28 protein-coding genes and 1 pseudogene are annotated in these 25306 nt (G+C 58.0%); 19 read left to right on the top strand and 10 right to left on the bottom strand.

What is annotated here, in order from left to right:
* Nucleotides 1-111 precede the first annotated feature (111 nt).
* Nucleotides 112-1596: a CoA-acylating methylmalonate-semialdehyde dehydrogenase gene (locus BJ917_RS12390; RefSeq protein WP_121103480.1), complete on the top strand. Its 1485-nt coding sequence runs from the start codon at nucleotides 112-114 to the stop codon at nucleotides 1594-1596.
* A gap of 77 nt (nucleotides 1597-1673) precedes the next feature.
* Here BJ917_RS12390 and BJ917_RS12385 read toward each other — a convergent pair whose 3' ends face one another.
* Nucleotides 1674-2624, bottom strand: a complete 951-nt coding sequence (locus BJ917_RS12385; RefSeq protein WP_177435585.1) for an enoyl-CoA hydratase/isomerase family protein — start codon at nucleotides 2622-2624, stop codon at nucleotides 1674-1676.
* A gap of 465 nt (nucleotides 2625-3089) precedes the next feature.
* Here BJ917_RS12385 and BJ917_RS12380 point away from each other — a divergent pair, with 465 nt between their 5' ends.
* Nucleotides 3090-4007, top strand: a complete 918-nt coding sequence (locus BJ917_RS12380; RefSeq protein ID WP_096512173.1) for a LysR family transcriptional regulator — start codon at nucleotides 3090-3092, stop codon at nucleotides 4005-4007.
* Between the two features lie 97 nt (nucleotides 4008-4104).
* The gene (locus BJ917_RS12375; protein ID WP_121103479.1) at nucleotides 4105-5127 is read left to right on the top strand and encodes an LLM class oxidoreductase; all 1023 of its coding nucleotides are present in this window, start codon (nucleotides 4105-4107) and stop codon (nucleotides 5125-5127) included.
* On the opposite strand, the gene BJ917_RS12370 is transcribed toward BJ917_RS12375, so the two are convergent.
* The 3 genes from BJ917_RS12370 to BJ917_RS12365 all read right to left on the bottom strand — a co-directional run bounded on the left by BJ917_RS12370 (nucleotide 5087) and on the right by BJ917_RS12365 (nucleotide 6008).
* A complete protein-coding gene (locus BJ917_RS12370) occupies nucleotides 5087-5386 on the bottom strand; it encodes a cytochrome ubiquinol oxidase subunit I (RefSeq protein ID WP_254007519.1) in 300 nt (99 codons plus the stop codon). The two genes, BJ917_RS12375 and BJ917_RS12370, sit on opposite strands and share 41 nt — an antisense overlap.
* 2 nt (nucleotides 5387-5388) lie before the next feature.
* Nucleotides 5389-5493, bottom strand: coding sequence for a YetF domain-containing protein (locus BJ917_RS32695; RefSeq protein WP_372237713.1), 105 nt, complete (start codon nucleotides 5491-5493; stop codon nucleotides 5389-5391).
* A 101-nt stretch (nucleotides 5494-5594) separates the two neighbouring features.
* The gene (locus BJ917_RS12365; RefSeq protein ID WP_096512175.1) at nucleotides 5595-6008 is read right to left on the bottom strand and encodes a KGG domain-containing protein; all 414 of its coding nucleotides are present in this window, start codon (nucleotides 6006-6008) and stop codon (nucleotides 5595-5597) included.
* 263 nt (nucleotides 6009-6271) lie between these two features.
* On the opposite strand from BJ917_RS12365, the gene BJ917_RS12360 reads away from it, so the two are divergent.
* From BJ917_RS12360 to BJ917_RS12350, 3 genes are all read left to right on the top strand, one after another.
* Nucleotides 6272-6829 (top strand): ATP-dependent Clp protease proteolytic subunit, encoded by a 558-nt coding sequence (locus BJ917_RS12360; protein WP_096512176.1) that lies wholly within the window; start codon nucleotides 6272-6274, stop codon nucleotides 6827-6829.
* Nucleotides 6830-6882: 53 nt separating this feature from the next.
* Entirely contained in the window at nucleotides 6883-7329 is a 447-nt protein-coding gene (locus BJ917_RS12355) for a VOC family protein (protein WP_096512177.1), read from the top strand.
* 68 nt (nucleotides 7330-7397) lie between these two features.
* Nucleotides 7398-7943 carry a hypothetical protein gene (locus BJ917_RS12350; protein ID WP_121103478.1) on the top strand — a complete coding sequence of 182 codons (546 nt, stop codon included), beginning with the start codon at nucleotides 7398-7400 and terminating at the stop codon, nucleotides 7941-7943.
* 36 nt (nucleotides 7944-7979) lie between these two features.
* Here BJ917_RS12350 and BJ917_RS12345 read toward each other — a convergent pair whose 3' ends face one another.
* Nucleotides 7980-8615 (bottom strand): hypothetical protein, encoded by a 636-nt coding sequence (locus tag BJ917_RS12345; protein ID WP_096512179.1) that lies wholly within the window; start codon nucleotides 8613-8615, stop codon nucleotides 7980-7982.
* A 416-nt stretch (nucleotides 8616-9031) separates the two neighbouring features.
* Between BJ917_RS12345 and BJ917_RS12340 the strand changes: the two genes are divergently transcribed.
* Nucleotides 9032-9292, top strand: coding sequence for a hypothetical protein (locus tag BJ917_RS12340; RefSeq protein WP_096512180.1), 261 nt, complete (start codon nucleotides 9032-9034; stop codon nucleotides 9290-9292).
* 420 nt (nucleotides 9293-9712) lie between these two features.
* On the opposite strand, the gene BJ917_RS12335 is transcribed toward BJ917_RS12340, so the two are convergent.
* Entirely contained in the window at nucleotides 9713-10207 is a 495-nt protein-coding gene (locus BJ917_RS12335) for a hypothetical protein (RefSeq protein ID WP_157755723.1), read from the bottom strand.
* Between the two features lie 626 nt (nucleotides 10208-10833).
* On the opposite strand from BJ917_RS12335, the gene BJ917_RS12330 reads away from it, so the two are divergent.
* Nucleotides 10834-11235: a GFA family protein gene (locus tag BJ917_RS12330; RefSeq protein ID WP_121103477.1), complete on the top strand. Its 402-nt coding sequence runs from the start codon at nucleotides 10834-10836 to the stop codon at nucleotides 11233-11235.
* Nucleotides 11236-11252: 17 nt separating this feature from the next.
* Here the strand turns inward: BJ917_RS12330 and BJ917_RS32300 are convergent, their stop codons facing one another.
* Together BJ917_RS32300 and BJ917_RS12320 are read right to left on the bottom strand one after the other, a co-directional pair.
* Nucleotides 11253-11414 (bottom strand): hypothetical protein, encoded by a 162-nt coding sequence (locus BJ917_RS32300; protein WP_256658544.1) that lies wholly within the window; start codon nucleotides 11412-11414, stop codon nucleotides 11253-11255.
* A gap of 7 nt (nucleotides 11415-11421) precedes the next feature.
* Complete coding sequence (locus BJ917_RS12320) at nucleotides 11422-11871, bottom strand: helix-turn-helix domain-containing protein (RefSeq protein ID WP_096510414.1); 450 nt, start codon at nucleotides 11869-11871, stop codon at nucleotides 11422-11424.
* Between the two features lie 153 nt (nucleotides 11872-12024).
* On the opposite strand from BJ917_RS12320, the gene BJ917_RS12315 reads away from it, so the two are divergent.
* The 9 genes from BJ917_RS12315 to BJ917_RS12275 all read left to right on the top strand — a co-directional run bounded on the left by BJ917_RS12315 (nucleotide 12025) and on the right by BJ917_RS12275 (nucleotide 22107).
* Complete coding sequence (locus BJ917_RS12315) at nucleotides 12025-13281, top strand: MFS transporter (RefSeq protein ID WP_121103476.1); 1257 nt, start codon at nucleotides 12025-12027, stop codon at nucleotides 13279-13281.
* A gap of 96 nt (nucleotides 13282-13377) precedes the next feature.
* Entirely contained in the window at nucleotides 13378-13674 is a 297-nt protein-coding gene (locus tag BJ917_RS12310; RefSeq protein WP_121103475.1) for a 2Fe-2S iron-sulfur cluster-binding protein, read from the top strand.
* 66 nt (nucleotides 13675-13740) lie between these two features.
* The gene (locus tag BJ917_RS12305; RefSeq protein ID WP_096510412.1) at nucleotides 13741-14493 is read left to right on the top strand and encodes a hypothetical protein; all 753 of its coding nucleotides are present in this window, start codon (nucleotides 13741-13743) and stop codon (nucleotides 14491-14493) included.
* 15 nt (nucleotides 14494-14508) lie between these two features.
* Nucleotides 14509-15849 (top strand): acetyl-CoA carboxylase biotin carboxylase subunit family protein, encoded by a 1341-nt coding sequence (locus BJ917_RS12300; RefSeq protein WP_096510411.1) that lies wholly within the window; start codon nucleotides 14509-14511, stop codon nucleotides 15847-15849.
* 72 nt (nucleotides 15850-15921) lie between these two features.
* Nucleotides 15922-17253 carry an acetyl-CoA carboxylase biotin carboxylase subunit family protein gene (locus BJ917_RS12295; RefSeq protein WP_096515332.1) on the top strand — a complete coding sequence of 444 codons (1332 nt, stop codon included), beginning with the start codon at nucleotides 15922-15924 and terminating at the stop codon, nucleotides 17251-17253.
* A 31-nt stretch (nucleotides 17254-17284) separates the two neighbouring features.
* Nucleotides 17285-18514 (top strand): acetyl-CoA carboxylase biotin carboxylase subunit family protein, encoded by a 1230-nt coding sequence (locus tag BJ917_RS12290; RefSeq protein WP_096510410.1) that lies wholly within the window; start codon nucleotides 17285-17287, stop codon nucleotides 18512-18514.
* 31 nt (nucleotides 18515-18545) lie between these two features.
* Nucleotides 18546-19442: an EamA family transporter gene (locus BJ917_RS12285; protein ID WP_096510409.1), complete on the top strand. Its 897-nt coding sequence runs from the start codon at nucleotides 18546-18548 to the stop codon at nucleotides 19440-19442.
* Between the two features lie 137 nt (nucleotides 19443-19579).
* Entirely contained in the window at nucleotides 19580-20809 is a 1230-nt protein-coding gene (locus BJ917_RS12280; protein ID WP_256658543.1) for an aminotransferase class V-fold PLP-dependent enzyme, read from the top strand.
* A gap of 116 nt (nucleotides 20810-20925) precedes the next feature.
* On the top strand, nucleotides 20926-22107 hold the full coding sequence (locus tag BJ917_RS12275) for a hypothetical protein (RefSeq protein WP_121103474.1): 1182 nt from the start codon (nucleotides 20926-20928) through the stop codon (nucleotides 22105-22107).
* Nucleotides 22108-22115: 8 nt separating this feature from the next.
* Here the strand turns inward: BJ917_RS12275 and BJ917_RS12270 are convergent.
* A pseudogene (locus BJ917_RS12270) lies at nucleotides 22116-22226 on the bottom strand (AsnC family transcriptional regulator); the annotation flags it as partial.
* Between the two features lie 255 nt (nucleotides 22227-22481).
* Between BJ917_RS12270 and BJ917_RS12265 the strand changes: the two are divergent.
* Nucleotides 22482-22886, top strand: coding sequence for a DUF6632 domain-containing protein (locus BJ917_RS12265; protein WP_121103473.1), 405 nt, complete (start codon nucleotides 22482-22484; stop codon nucleotides 22884-22886).
* 62 nt (nucleotides 22887-22948) lie between these two features.
* Here BJ917_RS12265 and BJ917_RS31890 read toward each other — a convergent pair whose 3' ends face one another.
* Nucleotides 22949-23086 (bottom strand): hypothetical protein, encoded by a 138-nt coding sequence (locus BJ917_RS31890; RefSeq protein WP_157755693.1) that lies wholly within the window; start codon nucleotides 23084-23086, stop codon nucleotides 22949-22951.
* Nucleotides 23087-23335: 249 nt separating this feature from the next.
* Here BJ917_RS31890 and BJ917_RS12260 point away from each other — a divergent pair, with 249 nt between their 5' ends.
* Nucleotides 23336-25129, top strand: a complete 1794-nt coding sequence (locus BJ917_RS12260) for an alpha/beta fold hydrolase (protein ID WP_121103472.1) — start codon at nucleotides 23336-23338, stop codon at nucleotides 25127-25129.
* Nucleotides 25130-25306: the final 177 nt, after the last annotated feature.

The raw sequence follows: 25306 nt of genomic DNA, 5'->3' as shown, positions 1-25306 counted from the left end.
TCGACGGTTGACGCGACGACCTCCTTGATAAACGCCGGGGCGAGCGCATAGTGACGGATGGATCACAGCATGTTGCTGCCAGTACAGGACCCTGATGTTCAGGAGGACCGTATGAGCGAAGCAAATCAAGGCTCGGTGCGTCAACTGAGTCATTTCATCAACGGTCAACACGCTGCAGGCACGAGCGGACAGTTCGCCGACGTGTTGGACCCGGCGCTAGGCCGAGTGACAGCCCAATTGCCGGTCGCCAACGCAGAAGACGTCGACGCGGCCGTCGCTTCGGCGAAAGCCGCCTTCCCGGGCTGGAGCGAAACCGCGCCACTGAAGCGTGCGCGTTTGATGTTCAAGTTCAAGGAACTGCTCGAGACGTATAGCGACGAACTCGCAGAGTTGATTACCCGCGACCACGGCAAGTTGTTTGAGGATGCAAAGGGCGAGGTGATACGCGGGATCGAAATCGTCGAATTCGCGTGTGGCATTCCAAACCTGCTCAAGACCGATTTCACCGATCAGAGCGCCCCCGGCATCGACGCGTGGAATCTGCGTCAACCCGTCGGCGTGGCCATGGGCGTCACGCCATTCAACTTCCCGATGGTGGTGCCGTGCTGGATGTTTGTGATGGCGGCCGCGACCGCAAACACTTTCATCCTCAAACCCTCGGAGCGCACTCCGTCGGCATCGATTCGGCTCGCGGAGCTGTTCATCGAAGCGGGCTTTCCCAAAGGCGTGTTCAACGTCCTCCATGGCAGCAAGGCCGTCGTCGATGCACTGATGCAGCACCCCGATGTGGTTGCGGTATCTGCCGTCGCCTCGACGCCAGTTGCCGAATATATCTACAAAGAAAGCGCGAAATACGGCAAGCGCGTTCAAGCACTGGGCAGTGCGAAGAACCATCTCGTGGTCTTGCCCGACGCCAATCTCAATAAAACGGTCGATGCGATAATCAACTCGTCATATGGCTCAGCCGGCGAGCGCTGCATGGCGACGTCAGTCGTGGTGGCGGTAGGGAGTGTCGGTGATGAGTTGATCGAACGTCTCGCGCCGCGCGTGCGCTCGCTCAAGATGGGCGGTGGCATGGAGCCCGGTCTGGATATGGGACCGCTTATCAGTGCCGCGCATCGCACCAAGGTGTTGGGCTATATCGATGCGGGCCTCACGGCAGGTGCCAGGCTTGTCGTCGATGGCCGCGGCCAGACCGTGGCCGGCCACGAAGAGGGCTTCTTTCTCGGCGGCTCGCTGTTTGACGACGTAACGCCGCAAATGAGCATCTATCGAGAAGAGATTTTCGGGCCGGTCCTGTCGGTTGTCCGGGTGCCTGATCTCGCGAGCGCAATTGCACTCGTCAACGCCCACGAGCTGGGGAACTGCGTGTCGCTTTACACATCCGACGGCGGCGCCGCGCGCGCATTCACCCGGCAGATTCAGATCGGTATGGTGGGCATCAACCTTCCGAGTCCAGTGCCGTCAGCGTGGCATTCGTTCGGGGGTTGGAAGCGATCGATGTTCGGTGCTCATCACGCATACGGCGAGGAAGCCGTGCGCTTTTACACTCGCTACAAGAGCGTCATAGAGCACTGGCCCGATTGTCCGCCATAAATAAAGATTGTCACGGTTGCTTCCCTACGCCAGCCTGGGAAGCAACCGCGATTCTTATAAGGAAACGGGATGCAGGATCATTTCGACGCCTCACCCAAAGTGCCGGTGTAATGGGCCAGGCGTTTTTCGACGTCCGCTTTCTTTTGCAGGCCCAGCTCCATCAATTGTTTGATCCGCGCCTGTGCCGTCGGGCGTTTCACCGAACCGATGAAACCTTCCCATTCGCTGGCGATGGCGTCATTGGGCGGCAGGCTGGCCGCGTCGACCAGGCGCTTGATGTCGGCTATCGACTGCTTGTCGAACCGGGCGATGCGACGGGCCATGGTGTCGACGAACTTGTCGAGTTCGGCGTCGGGCAGCGCGCGATTGACGTAGCCATAGCGTTCGGCCAGTTCGCCATTGATGTCGTTGCCGGTCAGCAGCACTTCCAGCGCTCGCCCGCGCCCCATCAGTCTGGGCAGGCGCGCCATAGGACCACCGCCAGGCACCAGGGCGGCGCCGATTTCCCATTGCGACAGGATGGCTTTCTCGCGGCTGGCGAAGCGCATGTCGCTGGCCAACGCCAGTTCGCTGCCAACGCCGGTAGCGCGACCGCGAATCGACACAATCGAGACCACCGGCGCCTTGCTCAATCGCACCAGCATGTCAGGCAGCGGCGGCAGGCCGGTCGGGCCGTTGGGCAGACTGGTGGTGTCAGTCAGCGGGGGGACGAAGTCATAGTGGGTGAGAAAGAAATCCGGCACGTCGCTGTCGAACACGACGACCACCAGCTTCGGATCGGACTCGATGGCGGTGACCACCTCGTTCAACTGCGGCATGGTTTCCGGACCATAGATGTTGTACGGCGGGTTGTGGAACGTGACCCGCCAGTATTCGGGCGTGATTCGCGTGAGCTTGATTTCCTGTTTGACCACGCTGGTGGCTGATGCCTTATCGGTTGTGGGGGGGGAAGTCTCACCAGCGAGCGCCGTAACGGTGGTCGTCATACTGGTGAAAATCAGTGCAGCCGTAAGCAACTGAAGTCTCATGGCAGTTTCTCCAAAGAATGCCTGAGGACATGCGAATTCCCGTTTGAGCCGTCGTTGTGGCCCGCCAATGATTGATGGGGGCGTGAAAAATCACACCCATTACTCCGTTCCTTCGCGGGTCAACACATGTGCATGGGTTTAGCGCGCATGACCGAAATATGGCCTGGCACGGTCGGCAGTAGCGGCTGAGGATGGCTGGTGGCGTGAAAGGCCTGGGATTACCGAAATCCGGGGGGGTGAAACATGTCGCCTTGCGGACAGCTCCGACGTATTAAGCGTAGCAGCGAAAGATGGGCTCGCAAGCCACATAATCAGATGAGATCACCAACAGCCCCCCTCAGTGGGCTTATCAGCAGGAGACAAAACCTGATTCGACAGCGTTTTTGATTTTGAGACACTGCAAGAACCTGTCTTGGGGAACGTCATTTCCCGCTACAACGCTTACGCACTGGAGTAAAGCTACCCATGGAAGCTAACCGATTCGGTGACATCGCTGCGTTTGTCTCGGCTGTGAAGGCTGGAAGCTTTACCTCTGCTGCAGCTTCACTCGGTCTGACCCGATCGGCTGTAGGTAAAAGTATTGTTCGTCTTGAAGGTCGAATGGGAGCACGGCTTCTGAATCGCACGACGCGCAAACTGAGCCTGACTGACGAGGGACGGGTTGCCTATGAACGCTGGAAGCAAATTCTCGAGGATCTTGATGAGGTGGAGGCAACCATGGCCTTGCGCCGTGGGCGGCCGACCGGCACTTTTAAACTCACAGCCCCCCTATCCTTCGGTCAGCGCCATATCCTGCCGATTCTGGATGCTTATCTGAAACAGTGGCCTGAACTTCGCGCAGACGTCTGGTTTACCGATCGCTTTGTCGACCTTGTCGAAGAAGGTATCGACATAGCCATCCGCATTGGTGCGCCAAAAGATGATTCACAACTCTTAACCCGAACAGTGGGTTGGCAGCAGTTCGCAACGTGTGCCTCGCCGTCTTATCTGGCCCGCTGCGGCGTACCACAAACGCCTGCTGATCTTCTCGGGCATGACACCATAGCGTTCATCAGTGGCCAGGCCAGTGTCTGGCGTTACCAGACACCCACTGGCCTTTATTTGTACGAACAGCCAGGGCGGCTGAACATCGACAGTTCTGAAGCCATGCGCGAAGCGGCGTTGACTGGCATTGGCCTGATTCACTTGCCGACCTATATCACCGGTAACGACCTGCGCGACGGAACGTTGGTGGAAGTACTCAAACCTTACCGTGCATCGCCCGACCCCATCCGGGTTGTCTACCCGAGCAAGCGTCAGTTATCCCCGCGTGTCCGCGCCTTTATTGATCTGTTGATTGAACGCTGGGAATCAGGGGTGCCTTGGGAGTCTGAACATCATTAGGGACTCAGCGGACCGTGTAATGGTCTGTGACTGCTGTTTATCCGGATTGAGGAATCAATAAATATGTCAGTCAACGCCACTCACCGAGACTGCCATCATGACCATTGCCACCCAACCCTCGCCACACGTGCAACCTGCCGCCCTGCCGACCGCTGATCCCTCGCTTGAGCGTCACCCTGGTTTTCAGCGCCTGTTTAAACCACAGGCACTGACGATTGGCCTTATTTTGCCCCTCGAAACTCACGCCGGTCGCGCGGCACCGACCATGCGTGGCCACGTTGAAATGGCGCAACGCGCCGAGGCGCTGGGTTTTGGCGCGCTGTGGATGCGTGACATTCCTTTCTACGACCCGGATTACAACGATGTGGCGCACATCTTCGAGCCCCTGGTTTACATCGGCTTCCTGGCCGCCGCCACGCGCAACATCGTCCTGGGAACCACCGGTATCGTGCTGCCTACCCATGAGCCCATGTATCTGGCCAAACAAGCGACGTCCCTGGATCAGTTGAGCGAAGGGCGCGTGGTATTGGGGCTGTCCTCGGGCGATCGATACAGCGACTACCCGATGCTGGGTATCGATTATGAAACCCGTGGTGATCGGTATCGTGATGCCTTTTCGGTGTTTCGCACCCTGATCGAGCAGAACTTCCCGCGTTTTCGCTCCGAGCGATTCGGTCACTCATTCGGAAACCTCGACCTGGTACCAAAAGCGCCGTATGGCCGCGTCCCTTCAATCGCTGTCGGCCAGGCGCAGCAGAGCATTGAATGGTTGGCCGAACACCTCGATGGCTATCTGGCCGGCGTGCAAAGCCCCGAGCGACTGGCATCGTTGGGCGAGAGCTGGCACGCCAAAGTGCGTGAGATCGAAGGCCGAAACGCTTTCAAACCGTTAGGTCTGGGTGGCTATTTTGACCTCAGCGACAACCCGGACCAGCCATTCCAGCGCATTCAGGGAGGCTTCCGGGCGGGGCGCAACGGCCTGCGCAATTATCTGGAACAAGCGCAAGCTGCCGGCATTTCGCATATCGCGCTTAACCCCAAGGTCAGCCGCCAACCCTATGGAGAGATTCTCGACGAGCTCAGTGAGCACGTCTTGCCGCACTTCCCGTCGCATGTTTGAGGCCGGGCGCATTGTTGGAACCGTCACCGTCATTTGCGGGCAGAACGCACCTTTCTACCACCACATTGAGGGCGAACACCTTTAGCCAATAACGGTAAATATCCAGATGGATTTTACAGCCACGCCAGAGCCAGAGACCTTCCAGCACCATCAGAAAATTGGCCAGCCCAATGGTGAGTGCGGCCAGCACGATATGAAAACCAATGGTGATCGCAAACTGCGCGCGCGCGACCATCAGCGCCGAATCAGCCGCTTCCACGTTCACGACTCACGGGAAATCACCGACATTTTTCCGTTGCGCTCAAGGATCGCAAACTGGATCTGATCCAGGGTCTCGATGCCCTGGCTCAACCGCGCAGCTTCCATGAAAACCTCGATTTAGGGCCTTTATTCAGATTTTCCCGGATCGATGTTCAATCAAATCAAGCCCCGAGTACGGGTCGGGGCTTGATGGCAATCACACTGCATCAGGATTTGCGTCCTCCACCGCCACCCTGCTCATTGTCCTTGCGTCCCATGTCGGAGGACTTGTCGCGATCATCGGTGACATTGGTCCCGCGACCGCTGCCCTGTCCACCGCTGCTCATACGATCAGGATCGTTTGATTGCCGTCCGCCTGAAGCCTGACCGCCTTTCTGGCCGGGCTTGGACATGTTTTCGTTATCGTCGGTAAATTCACCGCCGCGATTCGTTCCTTGTCCGCCACCGGACATGCGATCCGAATCCCGTGATGATTGACCGCCCGAAGCCTGGCCTCCCTTTTGACCTGCTTCAGAGGTGCGTTGTGGATCCTTGGAAAAATCTCCACTTTTCTTGCCGGCTTGCGAAGTCTTGTCCCGGTCAGAAAAGCCGCCTGGGTTGTTGTTTCCTGTGTTGGCCATGTCTGTTCACCTCTAGATCGTTGACACGAGCAGGTGCTCGTTTAATTCGGAGGGCGCCAAAAATCGAAAGTTTGAACGGTAATATCGAGCTCGCGACGAGCGGATTTCGGGGTTTGGTTCCATCGGAAATCAACTCATTCGACTGGCGGCATCCCCATGATCAAGGGGCGCCGCATGCCGGATTTTCAGACATCAGGACCAAGTTTCACTAGACTGATTATCTTGAAAGCAGCCCTCCCGGCATGTCATTCAGGAGGTCGTCGATGACAGAACATATCGTGCATTTTCACTGCCAGATCGATCAGGCAACCACTGAACGCTTCAGGGATTGCTGCCTGGAAGCCATCGACCAGGGCGCAACCTCACTGCTCCTGAATTTGTCCACCTGTGGCGGAAGCACCAACTTCGGCTTCACGCTGTACACGTTCCTCAAATCCTTGCCGGTTCCGCTCTGCGCCATCAACGCCGGCAATATCGAATCGATGGGGATCATCATGTTTCTGGCGGCCAATCGACGCATCACTTCGCCTCATGCCAGATTCTTGATTCACCCGATGAACTGGTACTTCAGCCAAAAATCGGTCGACCACCAACGACTGCGCGAATACCTGTCCAGTCTCGACAATGATCTTGCACGCTATGTGCAAATTTTCACGCTCGAAACAGCGGACGCCGTGACCAAACTGGATATTTTCCATTGCCTGTCCGCCGAGGAAAAAGTCATCGCCGCCCACGAGTCCCTGGCCTACGGCATTGCTCATGAGATGAAGCAGATGGTATTTGCCGATGACGTCAAGCACTGGAAAGTCAGTGGCGGTTGACGAGCCTGAAAGCTGGGAACTCCACGACACCGTTCAAAGAAGGACCAACGCCCATGACAATCCAGAGAATGGACAACGTCCTGATCGTCGTCGACGATCTCGAAGCGGTAAAAGCGTTCTTTATCGAACTAGGCCTCAAACTCGAAGGCCAAACCACCGTTGAAGGGCCCGCGGTCGGGAGCCTCATAGGGCTTGGAGACGTCCGGTCCACGATCGCGATGCTGCGCACGCCCGACGGGCAGGGAATAGAGCTGGATAAATTCCACACGCCAGACGCGGTCAGGTTCGGCCCCGTGGATGCGCCGGTAAACACCTTGGGTCTTCGTCGCATCATGTTTGCCGTCGTTGGTATCGACGCTGTCGTGGCGCGGATGCAGGCCCATGGCGCCGAACTCATTGGCCGGATGCAGTACGAGACTTCGTACCGGCTCGCCTATCTGCGTGGGCCTGAGGGCATTATCGTCGGGCTTGCCGAGCAGTTTTTCTCAGCCAACAGTTGAAACATGATTGATAGCTAAGTGCCATCTTACGATAATCTCGGCCCCCTCCTCTCATGCAAGGAAATGCCGTGAAAAAGTCCCTCCTGTTCGTCCCGCTACTCGCGCTGCTGTTGCAAGGTTGTGGTGTCACCATGACGCGTTATGAGCCGAGTTACGAGAACGTCCAACAACTCAAGCAGACCCCACCACTGCACTCAATCAGCAATGCTCAGGTGAAGGCGGACGCTGGCCAGGGCTCGCTGAGTGTTCGGGCCAATCCGATCAGCTCGCCCACTGGCAGCATCCCTCTGCATATTCAGGAGGCCATCAACGAAGAACTGCGCCGAGCGGGCCTGCTGGATCCGCAAGCACAGCGGCACCTGGATGTATTGCTGGTCAAGAATGAGCTGACGGCAGGCGTGAGTACCGGTACCGGCCAGCTCGCTGCCCGTTTTACTTTGCTCAAGGGCAATGAGGTGGTTTACGACGCGACCAAGGACGTGAGCCGCCAGTGGGACAGCAGTTTTTTCGGAGCCATTGCGATCCCGAACGCCGCCAATGCCTACAACCCGATGGTTCGTGATTTGCTGAAGACCTTGTACAGCGACCCGCAGTTCATACAGGCCCTGAAATGAGGGTAAAAAAGAGCCGCAATGGCGGCTCTTTTTTCATCAGATCCGTGACACCCCGGAATCGAGTGCCGAATATTTCAGGCTCTTGCTCTCTACCATTTGTTTGAGCAACGCATTGACCTGGCGGCTGAAGGTATCGCTAATCGCCGCTTTCGGGGTATTGCCCATCAAAGGCACAAACCAGATACCGATCCAGGTATTGATCGAGTCATGGTTACTGGCATTGCTGATTGCCAGCCCTTGTTGGTCAAGCGCCTCGAGACTCATGGTGTATTGATCAGTGGCCATCGAAGGGATGACGGTCATGGTGAGCCCACTGATAAAGGCCATGACAAGCTGACCACCACCAGGCGGGTGGTTGTAAACCTTGAGGCGCAGGTTGTAATCCCCAGGCTGCTTCTGGAATTCATCCAGCGTGACACGACCAAAGAGCCCGGAATCGCTCAGCACTTTTTGTAGTTCAGGCTTGAGCATGTCGCGGGCTTGGGGCATTTCAACGGCTGAGGCGCTTTTTGGCGCGCCTTGGTAGAAATCAAAGTCCACATACACATTCGGCTTGTTCGAATAGCTCGACATGGACGGCAGATTCACCGGTGCCACTTCATCCTTGGTAAAGCTGGCACAACCGCTCAACCCTAGCACCAGGGCCAACCCCAGAATTTTTCCCATTTGCATGATGGCTTCCTAAAATGATGGCATAGCGCCTCCATAGCCGGAGTGCTGGGCGGATTCTAGAGAGTGCGCGGTGATTGCAAAAGGCCACATCCCAGAAAATTGGCTGATAAACAGAAAAACGCAGATTTATTTTCCATAGCCCTGATCGTTTGCTACGGGTCGATTGCTGCCCTTCGCGACAGGCAGCAATCGGCCAACAGCAGTCATTCAGATGTGACTAGTTTTTTGATAGTGAAAGATTGGTGTATCCAGACGCTTCCTCAGGGAGGCAGGAGATGACCTTGCACAAATACTTCAGCAAAGGCTGCTGAGCTTGGCTCAAAGGCTTCCCGATAAGTGGCTACTTTATTACTTTGGAAATGCTAGGAGGGCGACTATCTTTGTAGTGGCAAATCGCCTACATGAGGAAGTCGTCCATGGGATTTACGATCTGCTACAGCTTTCAAGGCAAAAGAAAGGTCATTGAGCATTCTGACGATAACCTGACTCCACACGACGCTGTGTGCTATGCGTTTTTCCATTCGGGCACTGTTTTACTTGAAAGACCATCGGGCTGGGTGGGCAGCTATTCAGACATGACTGAGTTAGCTGAACGATTCGGCATCACCGATGTGATGTGGCATCAGTCAATAACCCAACCCAATCTTTCAGGAGATGAGTCCCCCCGGATTTTCTAATTGCCCTGCACGTGCCTATGTGGACTGCGTGGTTGCCATCAGGCCCTCTGGCTGTGGTCGCATAAATTTCGGTGAGAATTGCACAGAAAAATCTGAGCCCCACCTGGGTACGAAGGTGAGCTTCGCCCAACCATGATCTGATCGATTCGAGCCCGCCATGATCGACGCAAGTCCACCCAGAGCTGCCCTTCGCGGAAGGCAGCCCGCGGCCAGAAGCGGTAACTCGGCGAGTCTTCGAAACTAGGGGCGATTCATTACAAAACTATTCCATCTTTCCCATACTTCAGGCGTCCTGCCAGCTCCACTGCTAACCACCCAGAACTCTGCCGCTACGCTGAAATCTCTACGGAGAATTCACGATTTCAGCACAGATCTACTCCCATCCCTGCTATTCAAGATCAACGAAAATATGAGATCCCGTCAGAGCGACTCGGCTTCTGCAGTTGTCATCACTCGGTTCGTCACCCACATGGTTGCCACGATTATCGCCAGGCTCACCACCAACGTGATTGCCATGGTCGTCTCCAGGCTCGCCGCCAATATGATTGCCATGATCGTCCCCGGGCTGGCCACCAACATGAATGCCATGATCATCGCCAGGCTCTCCACCAACGTGATTTCCATGATCATCGCCCGCTTCAGCATGGTTGCTGCTGCGACCTGAACTCGAAACCCCACTGTAGTCGTTGCCCGCAACGCCATGGCTGCTGCCACTATTATTACCGCCGTTACCAGCATGACCGCCACTACCATCACTACCACCGCTGCCGCCACCATTTCCGTTACCGCCGCCGCTTCCACCATGTCCGCCTGCACCTCCGCTTCCGCCGCCGTTTCCACCGTGGCCACCGCCGCCTCCATTTCCGCCGCCACTCCCTCCATTTCCGCCGTGTCCACCGCCTCCACCATTGCCATTGCCGCCGCCTTCTTTAGCGTAAGCACTGGAGCCATGAGAAATCGAATCCGGAACCAAAACGATGGACGCCGACAGCACACCACCAATGACCATCGCCAATTAAGCCCTGTTGAACAGCCTATGAATTTACATTTTCCGTCTCCTGGTCATTACCGTGAGAAACGCCAAATCAGTCGGAAATCGGTATAAATTTTTCGGCAACTTTCTCGTGGGATTTTTTCCCACGCTTAATAATTAGACCTCTTTAGACAGTGGTTCAAGCGGCACACAGAAAAGTCGACCAGTGGTTGGCCCGCAAAAAATTTAAAAAAGACTTACAACGAGATGAGCCTTTTCAGACGGGGTAGGCACCTACCGCCATAGGCAGCAGCTAAGCTTCAAGATGAAAGAAAACTGACGATTGGAGGACGTCTATTCAAGCTCGAAGTACAGTTTGGCAAGCGCCTGCTAAATGGCCGACTGCCATTCCTCATGATCGGCAGGAAGCGGCCAGCCTCTGCCTGTTGCCAATGTCGGCGTTGGATTGCAGCCCTTCACGACAGGCAGCAACCGGCCTATAGCGGTCAGTCGACTGACTAGCCTGAGATGGTTAAGCTGGCGTGTTTTCAAGCGCAGGGCTGGACGCATGACAGAGAAATACCAAGGAAGCTGTCTATGCGCAGCCGTCAGTTACGAGCTACTCACTCCACCAAAATCAGTGAGTCATTGTCATTGCAGCCAGTGTCGCAAAGGTCACGGAGCAGCATTCGCTTCGTACGGCAGCGTTCCCCGCAAATCGCTACGGATACTTGGCGGCGCCACCAGCATCAAAACCTATGCATCCTCTGAGACGGTGTTACGCGAGTTTTGCGAGACCTGTGGATCGACGTTGTTCTGGTCACGATTTCAAGGCGAATTTACCGACTGGGTTTCGATAGCACTGGGCACGCTCGACACGTCTTTCATGCCTCAAAAGCAAAAACACATTCATGTCGACTCCGCAGCCCACTGGTACACATCACCCAGATTATGTCCCTGGGTCGACTGACAGCTACCTGCCAACCGTTACCAGTATCGATGAAGGTGGGACGGACTATCTATATTGGGTTGTGGATTCAACCGGTCGACCATCCACTCGTAACCGAGGACGATGGCCGACGCGTCAGGCTGGTGGATGTAACGGGCGATTTGCGGCGCAATTTCGAAAGCGCCAGATGAAATGCTCACGTCACCCCTAGCGCTTGACGACCCGCCGATGACAATCGGCCGGGGTCAACACCTTGCCCGCCCTGGAACGTACGGCGATGGTTTCTACCGGCTCCGACAATTCATTGTCGAGCAGCACCGAGTAGCTCTCCCCTGTGTTGAACAAGTAGCGCTCCCCCCACTGGCGCATGCTGACGACGATGGGAAACACCGCGCGCCCCATATCAGTCAGCACATATTCTTTGTAGGCACTGCCGTCGGATGCCGGCTGGATGTTGAATACGCCCAACTCCACGAGCATTTTGAGCTTGACCGTGAGGATGTTCTTGGCGAGACCAAGGCGTTTCTGAAATTCACTGAAGCGGCGAACGTCGTCGAACGCGTCACGGATGATCATTAATACCCAGCGATCTCCGATTTCTTCGAGCGTGCGGGCGACCGGGCATTCGCTCTGCGCCAGTAATTGCTGTCTGGCCATGGATCTCCTGGAAGCGAGTCAGTAGGAAGGGGGGGAAAAGTTCTAACGTCAGACAAAAATGTTTTACAAAATGTGGTTGCATTTAACAACTTCATTTGATAAAAATCAACGCGTCGGTTTCCTTTTGAAACCACATATTCCAAGGATGGAGTGATGCCGTTCAAGTCTCATGCCCCGGTAAAGATGGACATCGAAGCCGAAAAATCCAGCGGTGGGCACACGCAAGCCCCTCAAACCCGGGACACCTCCAAGCTCAGTCGCTATCAGACTTTTCTTTTTGCAATTACCTGCGCCATGGCGGTCGCAAACGTCTACTTCGCCCAGCCATTGCTGGAATCGATGGCTGCCAGCCTGTCGGTTTCGCCGGGCACGATTGGTGTCGTAGTGACCGCGACACAAGCCGGTTATGCCGTCGGATTGTTGTTCATCGTTCCGCTGGGTGATTTGCTCAATCGCAAGAAACTTATCCTTACACAAATGCTGCTGTCGGCTCTGGCCCTGTGCGCAGTTGGCCTGTCGCAGGATTGGGGCATGTTGCTCGGCGCGATGGTGCTGGTGGGCCTGATGGCGGTCGTGGTGCAAGTGGTGGTTGCCTACGCCGCTTCGCTGGCGAGTCCCGAGCAGCGTGGCGAAGCCGTCGGCACCGTGACCAGTGGCGTGGTGCTGGGGATTCTGCTGGCCCGCTTCGTCTCCGGTGCAGTGGCTGATCTGGCCGGCTGGCGCGGCGTTTATTTTGTCTCGGCCGCCCTGATGATCGGCATGGCACTGGTGCTGATGCGCACCATGCCTGCCTCCACCACGCCACCGGCGAAAGGCGGCTACTGGCAATTGCTGCGATCGGTGTGCCAGTTGTACCTGACCGAACGCACATTGCGTGTCCGGGGCACCTTCGCCCTGCTGATCTTCGCCGCGTTCAGTGTGTTGTGGACGTCGATGGTACTGCCGCTCAGCGCGCCACCGTTGTCACTGTCACACACCCAGATTGGTTTGTTCGGACTCGCCGGTGTGGCCGGTGCGCTGGCTGCGGCACGGGCCGGACGGCTCGCCGACCAAGGGCTCGGCAATCGCACCACAGGCGTCGCGTTGGCACTATTGACCTTGTCCTGGCTGCCTACGGCGTTCGTTGAACACTCATTGTTCGCCATGGTGGTGGGTGTGGTGTTACTGGATTTCGCCGTGCAAGCCGTCCATGTAACCAATCAGAGCCTGATCTTTGCCGCACGACCCGATGCACAAAGCCGATTGGTGGGCGCCTACATGTGTTTCTACTCGGTGGGCAGTGGTCTGGGTGCAATAGCCGCTACTTATACTTATGCACACTTTGGCTGGGTCGCCGTTTGCATATTGGGTGCCGCCATCAGCGCAGTCGCCCTGCTGTATTGGATCTACCTGGAACTGACTTCCAAATAACTTTCCAACATCAACAAACTTCTCGCGATCGTAAGTTAACGGATGGCGTGAAGCAGTGGGCCTGCCACACACACTTTAATATCAACCGAGGTCAGTATGGTGTTGCACACACTCACTATTGCGTCGCATCAACTTGAGTTTCAATTACCGGTCAACTCGCCTATTACCGATATCGAGTGGGAAGCCGGTGGAAAGAACGTGATCCCGCTGGGCTGCCGCGTCGGAGCCTGCGGCGCCTGTCTGATCAAAGTCAAATCGGGTCTCGAGGCGTTAAACCCTCGGGACGGCGATGAAGAAGCGTTTATCGAAGTACTGGGTTACACCGGCGAAGAATACCGCCTGGCGTGCCAGTGCCTGATAAGAGGTGAATTAGCCATTGAAGTCATTGGCTGATAGTTGCAGTTGAAGTCGGTTCATTAATTAACGCGTTAAAAACAAACCCTAAACAGAGGCTTGATTATGCTTAACCGTGTAAAGAATGTTGGCTATGGTGATCGCACTCCTTTTCTCAATGCTGCCGCGTCGTTAAATCTGCGTGGGGAAGTTGACCGGATTATCGATGCACAAGTCGAGCAATGGTACGCAACCGTGCCTCAAGCCGCTCACCTGGAAGGCAAAGATGTCAACAGCGCGTACTACAAACGTCACCTGGTCGAAACCGCATGGCGCATCCGTCTGCTGCGCGTGGCTGAAGCAAAAGCCCTGGTCGAAGTGGCCAAGGTCAGCCCGGAAGCGGCACAGATCTGGGCCCACTACGAACAGGAAGAAATGCTCCACGACGACCTGTTCATTCAGGATCTGGAACGTGTCGGCGTAAGTCGCGAAGAGTTCCTGGCCACCGAACCGTACCTGTCCACCAAGTTGCTGGCGGGCTTCTTCTCCTACCTGCTGGACCACGAAGGCCCACTGGGCGTCGTTGCCTATTCGTACCTGGTCGAGTACGTGAACGTGAAGCTCGAACCACGCAAGCTCGAAGCCCTCAAGGCGTCGGTTGGCGAGAAAAACATCATCGGTCAGGTTTCCCACTCTCACACCGATATCAACGACGACCATCCGGGTGAAGTCTGGGCCGCTCTGCGCTTCCTGATCAAAGGTGAGCAGGACATCGAAGCCCTGAAACGCTACCTGGCCGAGCATCAGAAAATTCTCGCCATGTACTTCAGCGAGCTGTACATCGACACCCTGGCCAAGCCGCAAGACAAGGCAGCTTAAGCCATGGAGCAGGCAATGAATTCAAATCGACCCGGCGTTCTGATCCTGAGCCACTGCGGCTTTTCTTTTCTGGAGGACTTGAAGGAGGAGCTGCATCGCCGCCAGCTCCGGTGTTTCGTACTGACTTCATTGCCGCTTCCGGAACACGTGCCGGCCCGCCTGGAACAGATTCAGGGCTGGGCGGACCGGCTCTACACCGCAGACTCTCACCAGTTGAGACTGGAAGATGTGAACAACGCACTCCAGACGCTGCGCAAGTCCGGCGAGCAAGTCACCTGCTGCATCAGTGTGTGGGAAGGTTATCGACACCTGATGGCCGCAGCCAACGCTGCGCTCGGAACGTATGACATTGATGCCCGACAGGCTCTGGCATTGCGCAACAAGCTTGAGGTGCGCAACCAACTGGCCGAGGCAGGATTATCGCAAGCCAATGCTTATGCATTGACTGCACCGGTGCTGGAAACACTGCAAGCGCAGAACCAGCGCTACTTCATCAAACCGATCCACGGGATCGCTTCGTATGCAGCGTTTCCGATGCGCAAGGACACCACCTGGCAAGCGCTTGAGGAACTGCGCAAGGCTTCGGTCGAGGACACGGTGTATGCCTCGGCCTTCAACGACGGCTTGCAGTTCATGGCGGAGGATTACATCGCCGGCCAGGAATTCAGTTTCGAGACGCTGTTGGTCGATGGTCAGGCGCATGTCGTGGCCGTCCATGAAAAATACGAAGTGACCGAGACTGCTGACACGGTGCTGGAAGACAGCTGCACCACGCCGCCGGCAAGCCTTGATCAGGCGCAGATTGCGGCGGGCTTGCAATGGCTGAAGAACGTGCTGGGCTGCATGGATCTCAAGTGGGGCTGTTACCACGTTGAAGCGCGTTTCACCGGGCAACACTGGGACCTGATCGAGATCAATCCGCGCGTTGGCGGCAGCTTGATTTCCCACAGCGTCGAGGCCGTCACCGGCGGCCTCAGCATGCTCTCACTGTGGCTGGATCTGCTTCTGGCCAGTCAGGACGACGCCCTGCCCCGCGAAGCGCTCGTGCAACGCCTGACCCAATTTGGCTGGCAGGCGGACGGCAGCAGCGCACAGACCACAGCGACTTTCTTCCGGGTCTATTTCGCCAAACCGGGAACGCTGAGTTCAGTCACCCTCAACGACCTGCCCCTGACGCCGGTGGTGAAACACATCCTGCTCAAAGCAGGCGATGTGATTCCCGCGCATGCCCGCGAAGTGTTTTTGGGCCAGTTGCTGTGGACGTTCGACCGAGACCGTCAGGCAACGGAACTTGAGCGTCTGGCGCGTCTTTCCGCCACGGCCCTGGACATCCAGTACGACGTTGAGAGCCATTGAAAACCCGCTGAGCAAGCGCCTGGAACAGCAATGCTGTCCATGAACAATTCCATGCATTTGAGGATGACGAACATGCCGCTGCGTGCGCCTGTATTGTTAATAGTGGACTACAACCTGAGCCGGATCGGCGATGTTCTGCACATGCGCAACTATGCGCGCCAGCAATGGGGCGCCGAGACCTGGCTGGTCCGGGACAATCCTCAGGTTCATGACCTGCAGATCAGTGACCGGGTCATCGATGCCGACCCGCTGGACCCGGATTTCGTCCCCCATGCGCTGCGTCAGTTGGGCGAGGACGCTCGCAGAATCAGTGCTGGAATGGTGTTTTCCGACAACGCGGTCGCCAGCGGTGCGGCCCTGCTCGAACAACTCGGCCTGCCGGTGGACGACGCCGAGCTGGCGCTGGGGGCCTTTGACAAACTGGCCTACCGCATTGCCGAGCGTCGCGACCGTCCCCTGCTTGACCCGCTGGGGGTCATGCTGCCGGACTTCCAACAGATCGGAAGCATCAACGATGTGCGCAATTTCGCCCTGCGCCAGGAACGCGGCTTCGTCATCAAACCTGCGTGTGAAGGCAACAATCGCGGGGTGGTGATGGTCGCACCGGGGGGTGATTGCGAGCAGGCCTTTGCCGAAGTGGCGCCCTACCTGGAGGGCGGTGTGTTGGCAGAAGCGTTCATCACCTTCACCCGCGAATACTCTTATGACGGCTTGGGCGATCTTTGGTTTATCACGGAAAAAGTCAGCGCCACCGGACGTTATCCCGTGGAAGTAGCGCAGATCCTGCCCGCCCGCCTCAGCCAGCCAGAGCGTCAGGCGATTCGTCAGACCGGCGAGCAGGTCAATCGTCTGGTCGGCCAGCGAATCGGTCCGTTTCACAACGAGATCAAACTCAGTGATGCCGATTACCAAACGGCCGTGATCGAGCCTAACCGTCGTCCCGGCGGCATGAAAATCTGGACGCTGGCGCACGCGGTACATGGAGTCGATCTGTATGCGGCGTGGGTCGATTCGGTGTTCCGCGCGTCGGTGCCGCAGGAACTGCCACCGGCAACCTGCAGCGCCGCCACGGTGATGTTCGGCGTACCCGAGGACATGATGCTCGACGTGATCGAACTGGGCGAAATCCGCACCATGGTTGATGACACGCTGACGTTGGCCGCGCAGACCCTCGACTTGGCCAAGGACGATATAGCGCTGCTCGAATGCGCCTGGATCATCGGCCAGTCACGGCTGATCCATGCAACACCCAGAGACAACAGCGACTTCGTGGCCCATGCCTGCGTCGCGTTGCATGACGCGCGCATCGACATTCGCGATCTGGTGACGGTGCTGCGTGAACAGTGGCTCACGGTACTGAACCGTCACCTGTCCGCTGCGCAATTGTTCAAGGTCGCGTCCTGACTTCTCTCTAATACGCTTTGAGATCCCCGGCATGAAAATCCTGATTCTTCACCGTGTCCCGTATCCGCGTATCGAATACCACCGCGGGATTGACCATGACTTGCACGATGTCACGTACATCGGCAAACAATCGGCGATCGATACGCTCCCCGCCGACCTGCGCTGCCACAGCGTGGTGCGAGCCGGGCTGAACAGCGCCTTCGATGAAACGCTGGCGTGGCTGGCCGAAAGCCCACAAACCTTTGATCGCGTCATTTCGATGTCCGAGTACGAATTGCTCGACGCGGCGCGTCTGCGCGAAGTGCTGAATATCGAAGGTGAGTCGTTGCAGTCGGTGACACTGGCGCGCAACAAGCTGGAGATGAAAGCAGCGGTTCAAGCCCGGCATCTGCGTGTACCGCGCTTCATGTCGCTGGAGCGCTATCTGGCGCTGCAAGGCCATGTGCCGTGGACTGGCGCAACCGTGCTGAAACCTCACAGCGGCGCGTCGAGCGTGGACGTCAGCATTCATCAGCAACCGGCTCGCGCCTTCGATGAGATCAGGCACAAGATCAGCTGTCTTGCGCTGCGCGTTGATGAGTTTCAGGTCGAAGAGTACATCAGCGGCCCGATCCGCCATTTCGACGGTCTGGTATTGAACGGTCGGGTCATCACCCTGCTGTCCAGCGAATACGTGGGCACCTGCCTGGATTACATGGAGCGCGGTCAACCGCTCGGTTCGTGGCACATCGAAACCACGGCGTCGATGCATGAGTGGGTCAGCGCGGCGCTGCAAGCGGTGCAGATTCACAATGGCGCGTTCCATCTCGAAGCGATCATGGCGGACGACGAGCCGGTGTTCCTCGAGGTTGGTAACCGGGTCGGTGGCGCGGATGTGGTCGCGACCTATGAGCTCGCCACGGGCATCCACTTGCCGTCGCTGGAATTACGCATTCACGTAGACGGCGAGCTGGACCTTTCGGCCTTCAATCGCCAGCAGCACGACCTGGGTTTCGGCTGGTTTGTGTTCCCGGGGCACACCCATCCGGAGCGCATCTACCAGGGCCTGGACGGCGCCGAAGAGTTGCGCGCGAGTGCGCACGTCGTGCAATGGAACGAACTGTCAGTGGGCGCGCTGTTGCCGGAGCACGTGACGTATTCGGCGTTCGAAGCGCCATTGGCCGGCATTGTCAAAAGCGCTGACCCCCAGCAGACCCGGGCATGGATGCAATCGTTGTTTTCACATGTGCGCCTGACGCACAACCTGACCTCTGTGGCGTGACACCGACCTCCTTCATCAAGGCAAATAATCCATGAAACCACTGCACGTAGTGTTGGCTGTATTGATAACGGCAATCTGGGGTGTGAATTTCTCGGTGATCAAACTGGGACTGGCCACCGTCGATCCGTTCATCCTGGCGGGTATCCGCTTCAGTCTCTGTGCGTTACCGGCGATTTTCTTCATCCGTAAACCCGACGTGCCGTGGCGCTACATCATCGGCTATGGCCTGGTGTTCGGCATTGGTCTGTGGGGCGTGGTCAATCTGGGTATCAAGGCCGGGCTGTCGGCGGGCATCGCGTCGCTGGTGCTGCAGTTCAGCGCGTTCTTCACCATCCTGCTCGGCGGTTGGGTGTTCAAGGAAGCGCTGACCCGCTTCCAGGTGCTGGGCATGTTGATCGCCCTCGCGGGGCTGTTGTGCATCATCAAGATCAGTGACGGTTCGGTGAGCCTGACCGGCGTGTTGCTGGTACTGGTGGGCGCGGCGTCCTGGAGCGTTGCAAACATCATTAACAAGAAGGCCAGCACCAAGGATGTCTTCGGCTTTCTGGTCTGGTCCAGCGCGTTTGCACCGATTCCGCTGTTCGCCCTCGATTACGCGGTGAACGGCAGCGCCGGCTACACCGCGTTGGTCAGTCAGGTGAACACGACTGCCGTGTTGTCGATCCTGTTCCAGGTCTATCCCAACACGCTGTTCGCTTACTGGATCTGGAACTCACTGCTCAAAACCTATCCGGTCTCCACAGTGGCGCCGCTGTCTCTGCTGGTGCCGATCTTCGGCATGCTCGGCTCGGTAGTGGTGTTCAACGAAAGTGTGCCGGTGAGCAAAGTACTGGCGGTGGTGCTGATCGTGCTCGGCCTGGCCGTCGGCCTCTATGGTCAGCGTATTTTCAACGCTATATTCGCGCGTCCTGCGCGCACTTCAATGTGAATCGATAGGGAACCGGTATGAGTCTGGGAAGACGTGATTTTATGGGCGCCACTGTAGGAGCGACCCTGATTGGAGGCAGCATGTTTGCTGGAGTAGTAAACGCACAGGTGGGTCAAGCGCCTGTCAAGGATGAAACCGTGACGACGCTTGACCCCGCCGATTGGGCGTCGGTACGGGCGCAGTTCAAGCTGTCGCCGGAGTTTGTGCACATTTCCAATTTCTTTCTGGCTTCCAACCCCAAGCCGGTACGCGATGCGATGGCGCGCCACCGCCAGGCCTTCGACGAGAACCCTTACAGCTACCTTGAAGACAATATGTTCGCCAAACCCGAAGACATGGTTTGGCGCAAGGTTTGCGCTGCGGCGGCGGAGTACACCGGTGGTCGGGCCGAGGACATCGCGCTGACCACCAGCACCACGCAGGGTCTGGCGATGATTTACAACGGCCTGAAGCTGCGTCCCGATCAGGAAATCCTGACCACCCATCACGAGTGGTATACCCACGACGAGGCCATGCGCCTGGCAGTGGTCAAATGGGGTGGGAGCATCCGTCGCATCGACCTGTACGAAGGGCCTGAGGATGTCAGTGTCGACGCGATCGTCGCGCGCATAGAAGCGGCCATCAAACCCTCGACGCGCATTCTGGCCATGACCTGGGTGCACTCGGGCACTGGCGTGCGCTTGCCGCTCAAGGACATCGGTGCACTTGTGACCCGACTCAATCGTGATCGCGCTGAAGCCGATCGGATCATCTATGTGATCGACGGTGTGCACGGCTTCGGTTGTTCCGAGGCGCAGGTGGCCAGTCTGGGCTGCGACTTTTTCAGCGCCGGCACGCACAAGTGGATTCTTGGCCCGCACGGTACGGGGCTAATCTGGGCACGTGAAGGTCAATGGGCGCAGATCACTCCCACCATCCCTACCATCATGGCCGCCGAGCCTGGCAACGCCTGGCGCCAGCAACGCGATCCGCAAGGTGAAACGCAGGCCGCCTGGGTCAGCCCTGGAGGGTTCCTGGCGTTTGAAAACCAGTGGGGCGTGATCGAGGCATTCGAGTTCGTCAAGAAAATCGGCCGCAAGCGCATCGCCGACCGCGTCGCCGAACTCAACGGTCAACTGAAAGAAGGCCTGGCGAAGCTGCCCAATGTGCACCTGCATACGCCCCGCTCCGCCGAGTTTTCCGCTGGCATCGTGTGCTGCGACGTTAAAGGCTGGGCGCCCAAGGATGTCGTGGCGAAGTTGAAAGCGCAGAAGATCATCGCCAGTGCCACACCGTATCGCCATTCGACGGTGCGTTTCTCTGCCGGGATCATCAACACCCCTGAAGATATCGAGAAAACCCTCAAGGTCATGCGCACGTTCGCCTGACACCCGGCCACCCCGGATCGACGCCAGTCTTCTGCACTGCTCAATGCGGCTGCGGGGCTGACGTCGGCCGTTCAAATTCAATGAATCGCGCGTACTCAAGGGCAAGGATCGACGACATGAGTGAACACCCAAGCACCGCAAAAGAGTTGGCCATTTTCCTGTTCTGCTCGACGGTCTACCGCCTGTTTTCCGGCGCACTGCTGGTCTCGTTGACCTGGACCATTCTCAAACAGAACGATGGCGACTACCTGCCGTTGGCCCTGGCGATTTTCTGCTCGTTCATACCGGCGTTCATCACCCCGATGATGATCAAGCGCCTGTCGCGCCACATGACCGGACGCCAGATGAGCAGCCTGTTCGTACTGTGCCTGACGGGCCTGGCGCTGATCTCCGGGTTCTCGAGAAACTTTACCCTCGGCTTGCTGATCACCAACCTGTTTGTGTGGCTGATGATCATGTCGCTCGAGGCCAGCCTGGACATGTGGTTTACCCAGCTGCAACGGGGCATGGATGAAACCAAAGTACGGCGGATCAGTGGCGCCACCACGGCCACCAGCCAGGCGGCCCTGATGATCGGTCCGTTGTTGGCCGCGGGTTTGATGCCGATTCTGACCGGCATCGGTTTTTCCCTTGTACTGAGCACCGGTTTCTTGCTGGTTGCGGGTATTTGCTTCACGCGCAACGGCCTGCCCATGGATGTTCGCGAGAAGCTCGAAGTGGCGGCTCCCGCCAGACTGCCGATGACCTTGTTTGTGCCGATGGTGCTGATCTGGCCGATTCTAGGCGCGTTCAATTTCATGCTGCCCGTGTATGTATCGAATCACGGATGGACGCTGTTTGAACTGGGTGTCCTTGATGCCGTGTTCGGCTTGGGCATGGCGCTGATCGGTGTGCTGGTCATCATCGCCAACACCGGCCGTAACCTGCTGGTTTACCTGTCGGCGCTGACTGCGCTGGCGGTGATTTCCACCACGATGTGGTGGCTGATGCCGGACACGCTGTTTCTCAAAGCGCTGAGCCTGTTAATTCTGGGCATGGCCTTTGGCGGTGCTCGTGTGCATATCCGTGTCGCGATTGCCTGCCGTTACAGCGAAGCGGCCGTCGGTTTGTACGTGAGCAAGGCAAATGCCCTGGCAACGCCGATGCTGCTGCTGATCCTCAGTCTGCAGTTGGCGATCATCGAGAACGCCTGGCTGCTGCCGTTCCTGCTGGTGACCCTGTCGGTCGTGCTGTTGCTGCAGACCTCGGCGACGCGCTTTGCCCGAGGGCAAACGCCTGTCGAAGCCATGGGTGCCTGAACGCCGTACTACAACGGCAACGGCCGATCCTGAACCACCCGCTTCATCACCAACGTCGACGTCAGTCTTTGAACATTGGGCAATGTTGAAAGGCTGTCGTCGTACAGCCGCTGGAACGCTAATCGGCCAGAAGCAGCCGCTGGACGGAGCGATATCAATTGAGTAGCTATGCTTGGTCTACTGCCGGAACTGATTGAGCAGATTGGGCTTTGCGTCGATGGTATATCAACCCCATCAGCGGTCACCCGACTGTCACAATACCCGGCCTGGTCAGGGAGAGACGACAGAACAAGGAATGCTATCCACCAAGCCCGTGAAGGCGTTATCACCCCACTTGGGGTCCATTCAGAGTCAGGCCCAAAGAGGAGTCCGCCATGACCGTAATCGATCGCCTCAGGTATTTGCGGGTCGTTCTGGTTTTGGCTGGCCTCGCGTGCCTCGCTCTCTACCCGCTTATGTTGTTCTGGCCGTCCGGCTGGGCCTGGCACGTCGGTCACTCGGACTACCCGATGATGATCGTTGGCATCTACGCCACGCTTGGCGTGTTCTTGATCCTGGCCGCGCGTGATCCATTGGCCAATCTGAGCCTGATCTGGTTCACCGTGTGGTCCAGCGCCGTACACGGAGGCGTCATGGCCGTCCAGGCGGTCACCCAGCCGGGGCAAATGGGGCACTTGGCAGGTGACGTGCCGGCGCTCTTCATCGTGGCGGTTGCCTTGGCCATTTTGACGCCCCGCTCGCAATTGGCCGCTTGGCCCCGGACACACAATGGGGCCTGAGAGCAGGTTTGACTGTCAGGATCGGGAGGAAAATCGCGTCGCAGCGAACGTTGCTAGCGTTGCTAGGGTTGCTGATTAGGAATGAACAGCACCAACCCGACCTGATACCTGGACAACGCGAGGGGTGTGATGTCCAGATTGGACATGAACCGCCGGGCATAGACGAACGAGCTTCCGAGGCTGAGCGACCCCAGAATCATGTAGCCCACGCCCCATAAATCGAGCCCGCCAGCACCGGTATTTTCCTCGCCAGTGATGTGTCCAGCTACATGCTGGGGTCCGAAATGGTCGTCGATCCTTCCCTGGCTTTCACCCTTTCAATTCGTCAGCCCACGATTGCCCTTGTCATGAAATGAAAACTCTCTGTCGTGCGATGCGAGGTGGCCGCAGCCGTTGCTGCCCTAGAGTCGGTGCAAAACAACAATGCGCCCGGAAACACGAGAGCCGCCATGAGCAGATCCACCCGAACGAGCGAGACCGCAACCCCCACCCAACGTCCCCAGGCGACCGGCCGAAAGCGTCGCGCTCGCAAGGATGGCGATGTCCCGGACAACACCCGGCAACAAGAGCTGATCGGCACGGCCGCCAACCAGACCCTGGCAGGCAATCCGCTGGTCAGCGTGCGGGCGGCGGACCTGGCCAGTTCGGCCGGCTATCTGCTCAAGGCCGTGGGCAAATCGCCGCTCAAGGCTGGCGCTCATCTGGGTGGCTACCTGAAGGCGCTGCGCGGCATCGCCGGCGGTAATTCCAGCATTGCGCCGGACCCGAAGGACAAGCGCTTCGCCGATCCGGCCTGGCAATCCAACGCCTTTCTGCGTGCCCTGCTGCAGAGCTACCTGGCCGGTCAAAGTGAGCTGACCCGCTTCATCGATTCCACCGACCTTGCCCCGCTGGAAAAGAGCCGGGCCAGGTTTGTCGCAGAGCTTCTGGCCGATGCCGTTGCACCGAGCAACTCCCCGCTGACTAATCCAGTGGCGCTGCGCAAGCTGGTGGACACCGGTGGCATGAGCCTGGCCAGGGGTATGCGCCAATTCGGCCGGGATATGTTGACCAACCGTGGACTCCCGAGACAGGTCGACAGTACGCCGTTCAAGGTGGGGGAAAACATCGCCACGGCCAAGGGCCAAGTGGTGTTTCGCAACGAGATGTTCGAGCTGTTGCAGTTCGCGCCCACTACCGAAAACATCTATGCCCGGCCCTTGGTGATGTCGCCGCCGCAAATCAACAAGTACTACGCCATCGACCTTTCGCCGGAGAAAAGCCTGATCCAGTGGATTCAGGACAGCGGCGTGAACCTCTTCGTCATCAGCTGGCGCAATCCCACCCGCGAGCACCGCGACTGGGGCTTGGCCGAGTACGCGCTGTGCCTCGACCAGGCTGTGGACGTGGCGCGCCAAATCACCGGTAGCCCGGATGTGAACATGTGGGGCTCCTGCTCGGGCGGCATCACCCTGGCCGCCTACCTGGGCTGGCTGGCGGCCCGTGTAGAAGGCCATAAGGTGGCCAACACCAGTTGGGCCGTGTGCGTGCTCGATATGCCCTCGGCGCTGGACGACACCACCCTAGGGCTGTTCACCACCCCGTCCGCCCTGCGTGCGGCCAAGGCAAGTTCTCGGCGCAAGGGTGTGCTGAGCGGCCAGGGCATGGCCCGCATGTTCGCCTGGATGCGGCCCAACGACCTGATCTGGAATTACTGGGTCAACAATTACCTGCTGGGCAATAAGCCGCCGGCCTTCGACATCCTGGCCTGGAACAACGACACCACGCGTCTGCCCGCCCAACTGCACGCGGACTACCTCGACCTGATCCAGCAGAACCCCTACAGCAACCCGGGCTCACTGGAGATTGCCGGCGAGTCGATTGACATGACCCAGGTGAAGGTGGGCGCCTATGTGGTGGGCGGCACCACCGACCATATCACCCCTTGGCAGGGCTGCTACGGCACCGCCCGGCTGTTTGGCGAGGACGCAACCTACGTGCTGTCCAACGCCGGGCACCTGCAGAGCCTGGTGAACCCGCCGGGCAACCCCAAGTCGTTCTATTACGCAGCGCCTGCTGCCGCCGAGACCCCGGAAACCTGGCTGCAGAACGCCGGGGATCGCCAGCAAGGCAGCTGGTGGCCGCATTGGCGGGAATGGATCGGGCAGCGTTCGGGCGACAGCCGGCCGGCGCCGAAGAAGCTCGGCTCGCGCAAGTACCCGCCCCTGTGCCCCGCACCGGGCACCTATGTCATGGAGCGTTGAGGCTGCTCTCTCTTCCTTGAGCTGAAACCCACGCCACCCGTGGGTTTCAGCGCTTTGCGCAGGTGAGGATCGGCCGGGCGGCGCGGCCCTTGAATCGCGGCATGCAACTGTCAGTGCTAAACGAATGCAGGCGCGCTTCAACGGAACCCTCGTCCCTGGAACTATCCGGCGCGGGAA

Origin of the sequence: Pseudomonas sp. WPR_5_2 (assembly GCF_003634475.1) — a bacterium.
GTDB classification, from domain to species: domain Bacteria; phylum Pseudomonadota; class Gammaproteobacteria; order Pseudomonadales; family Pseudomonadaceae; genus Aquipseudomonas; species Aquipseudomonas izuensis.
Note: the sequence above shows the minus strand (reverse complement) of the source record. Positions and strands in the feature narration are given on the sequence as shown.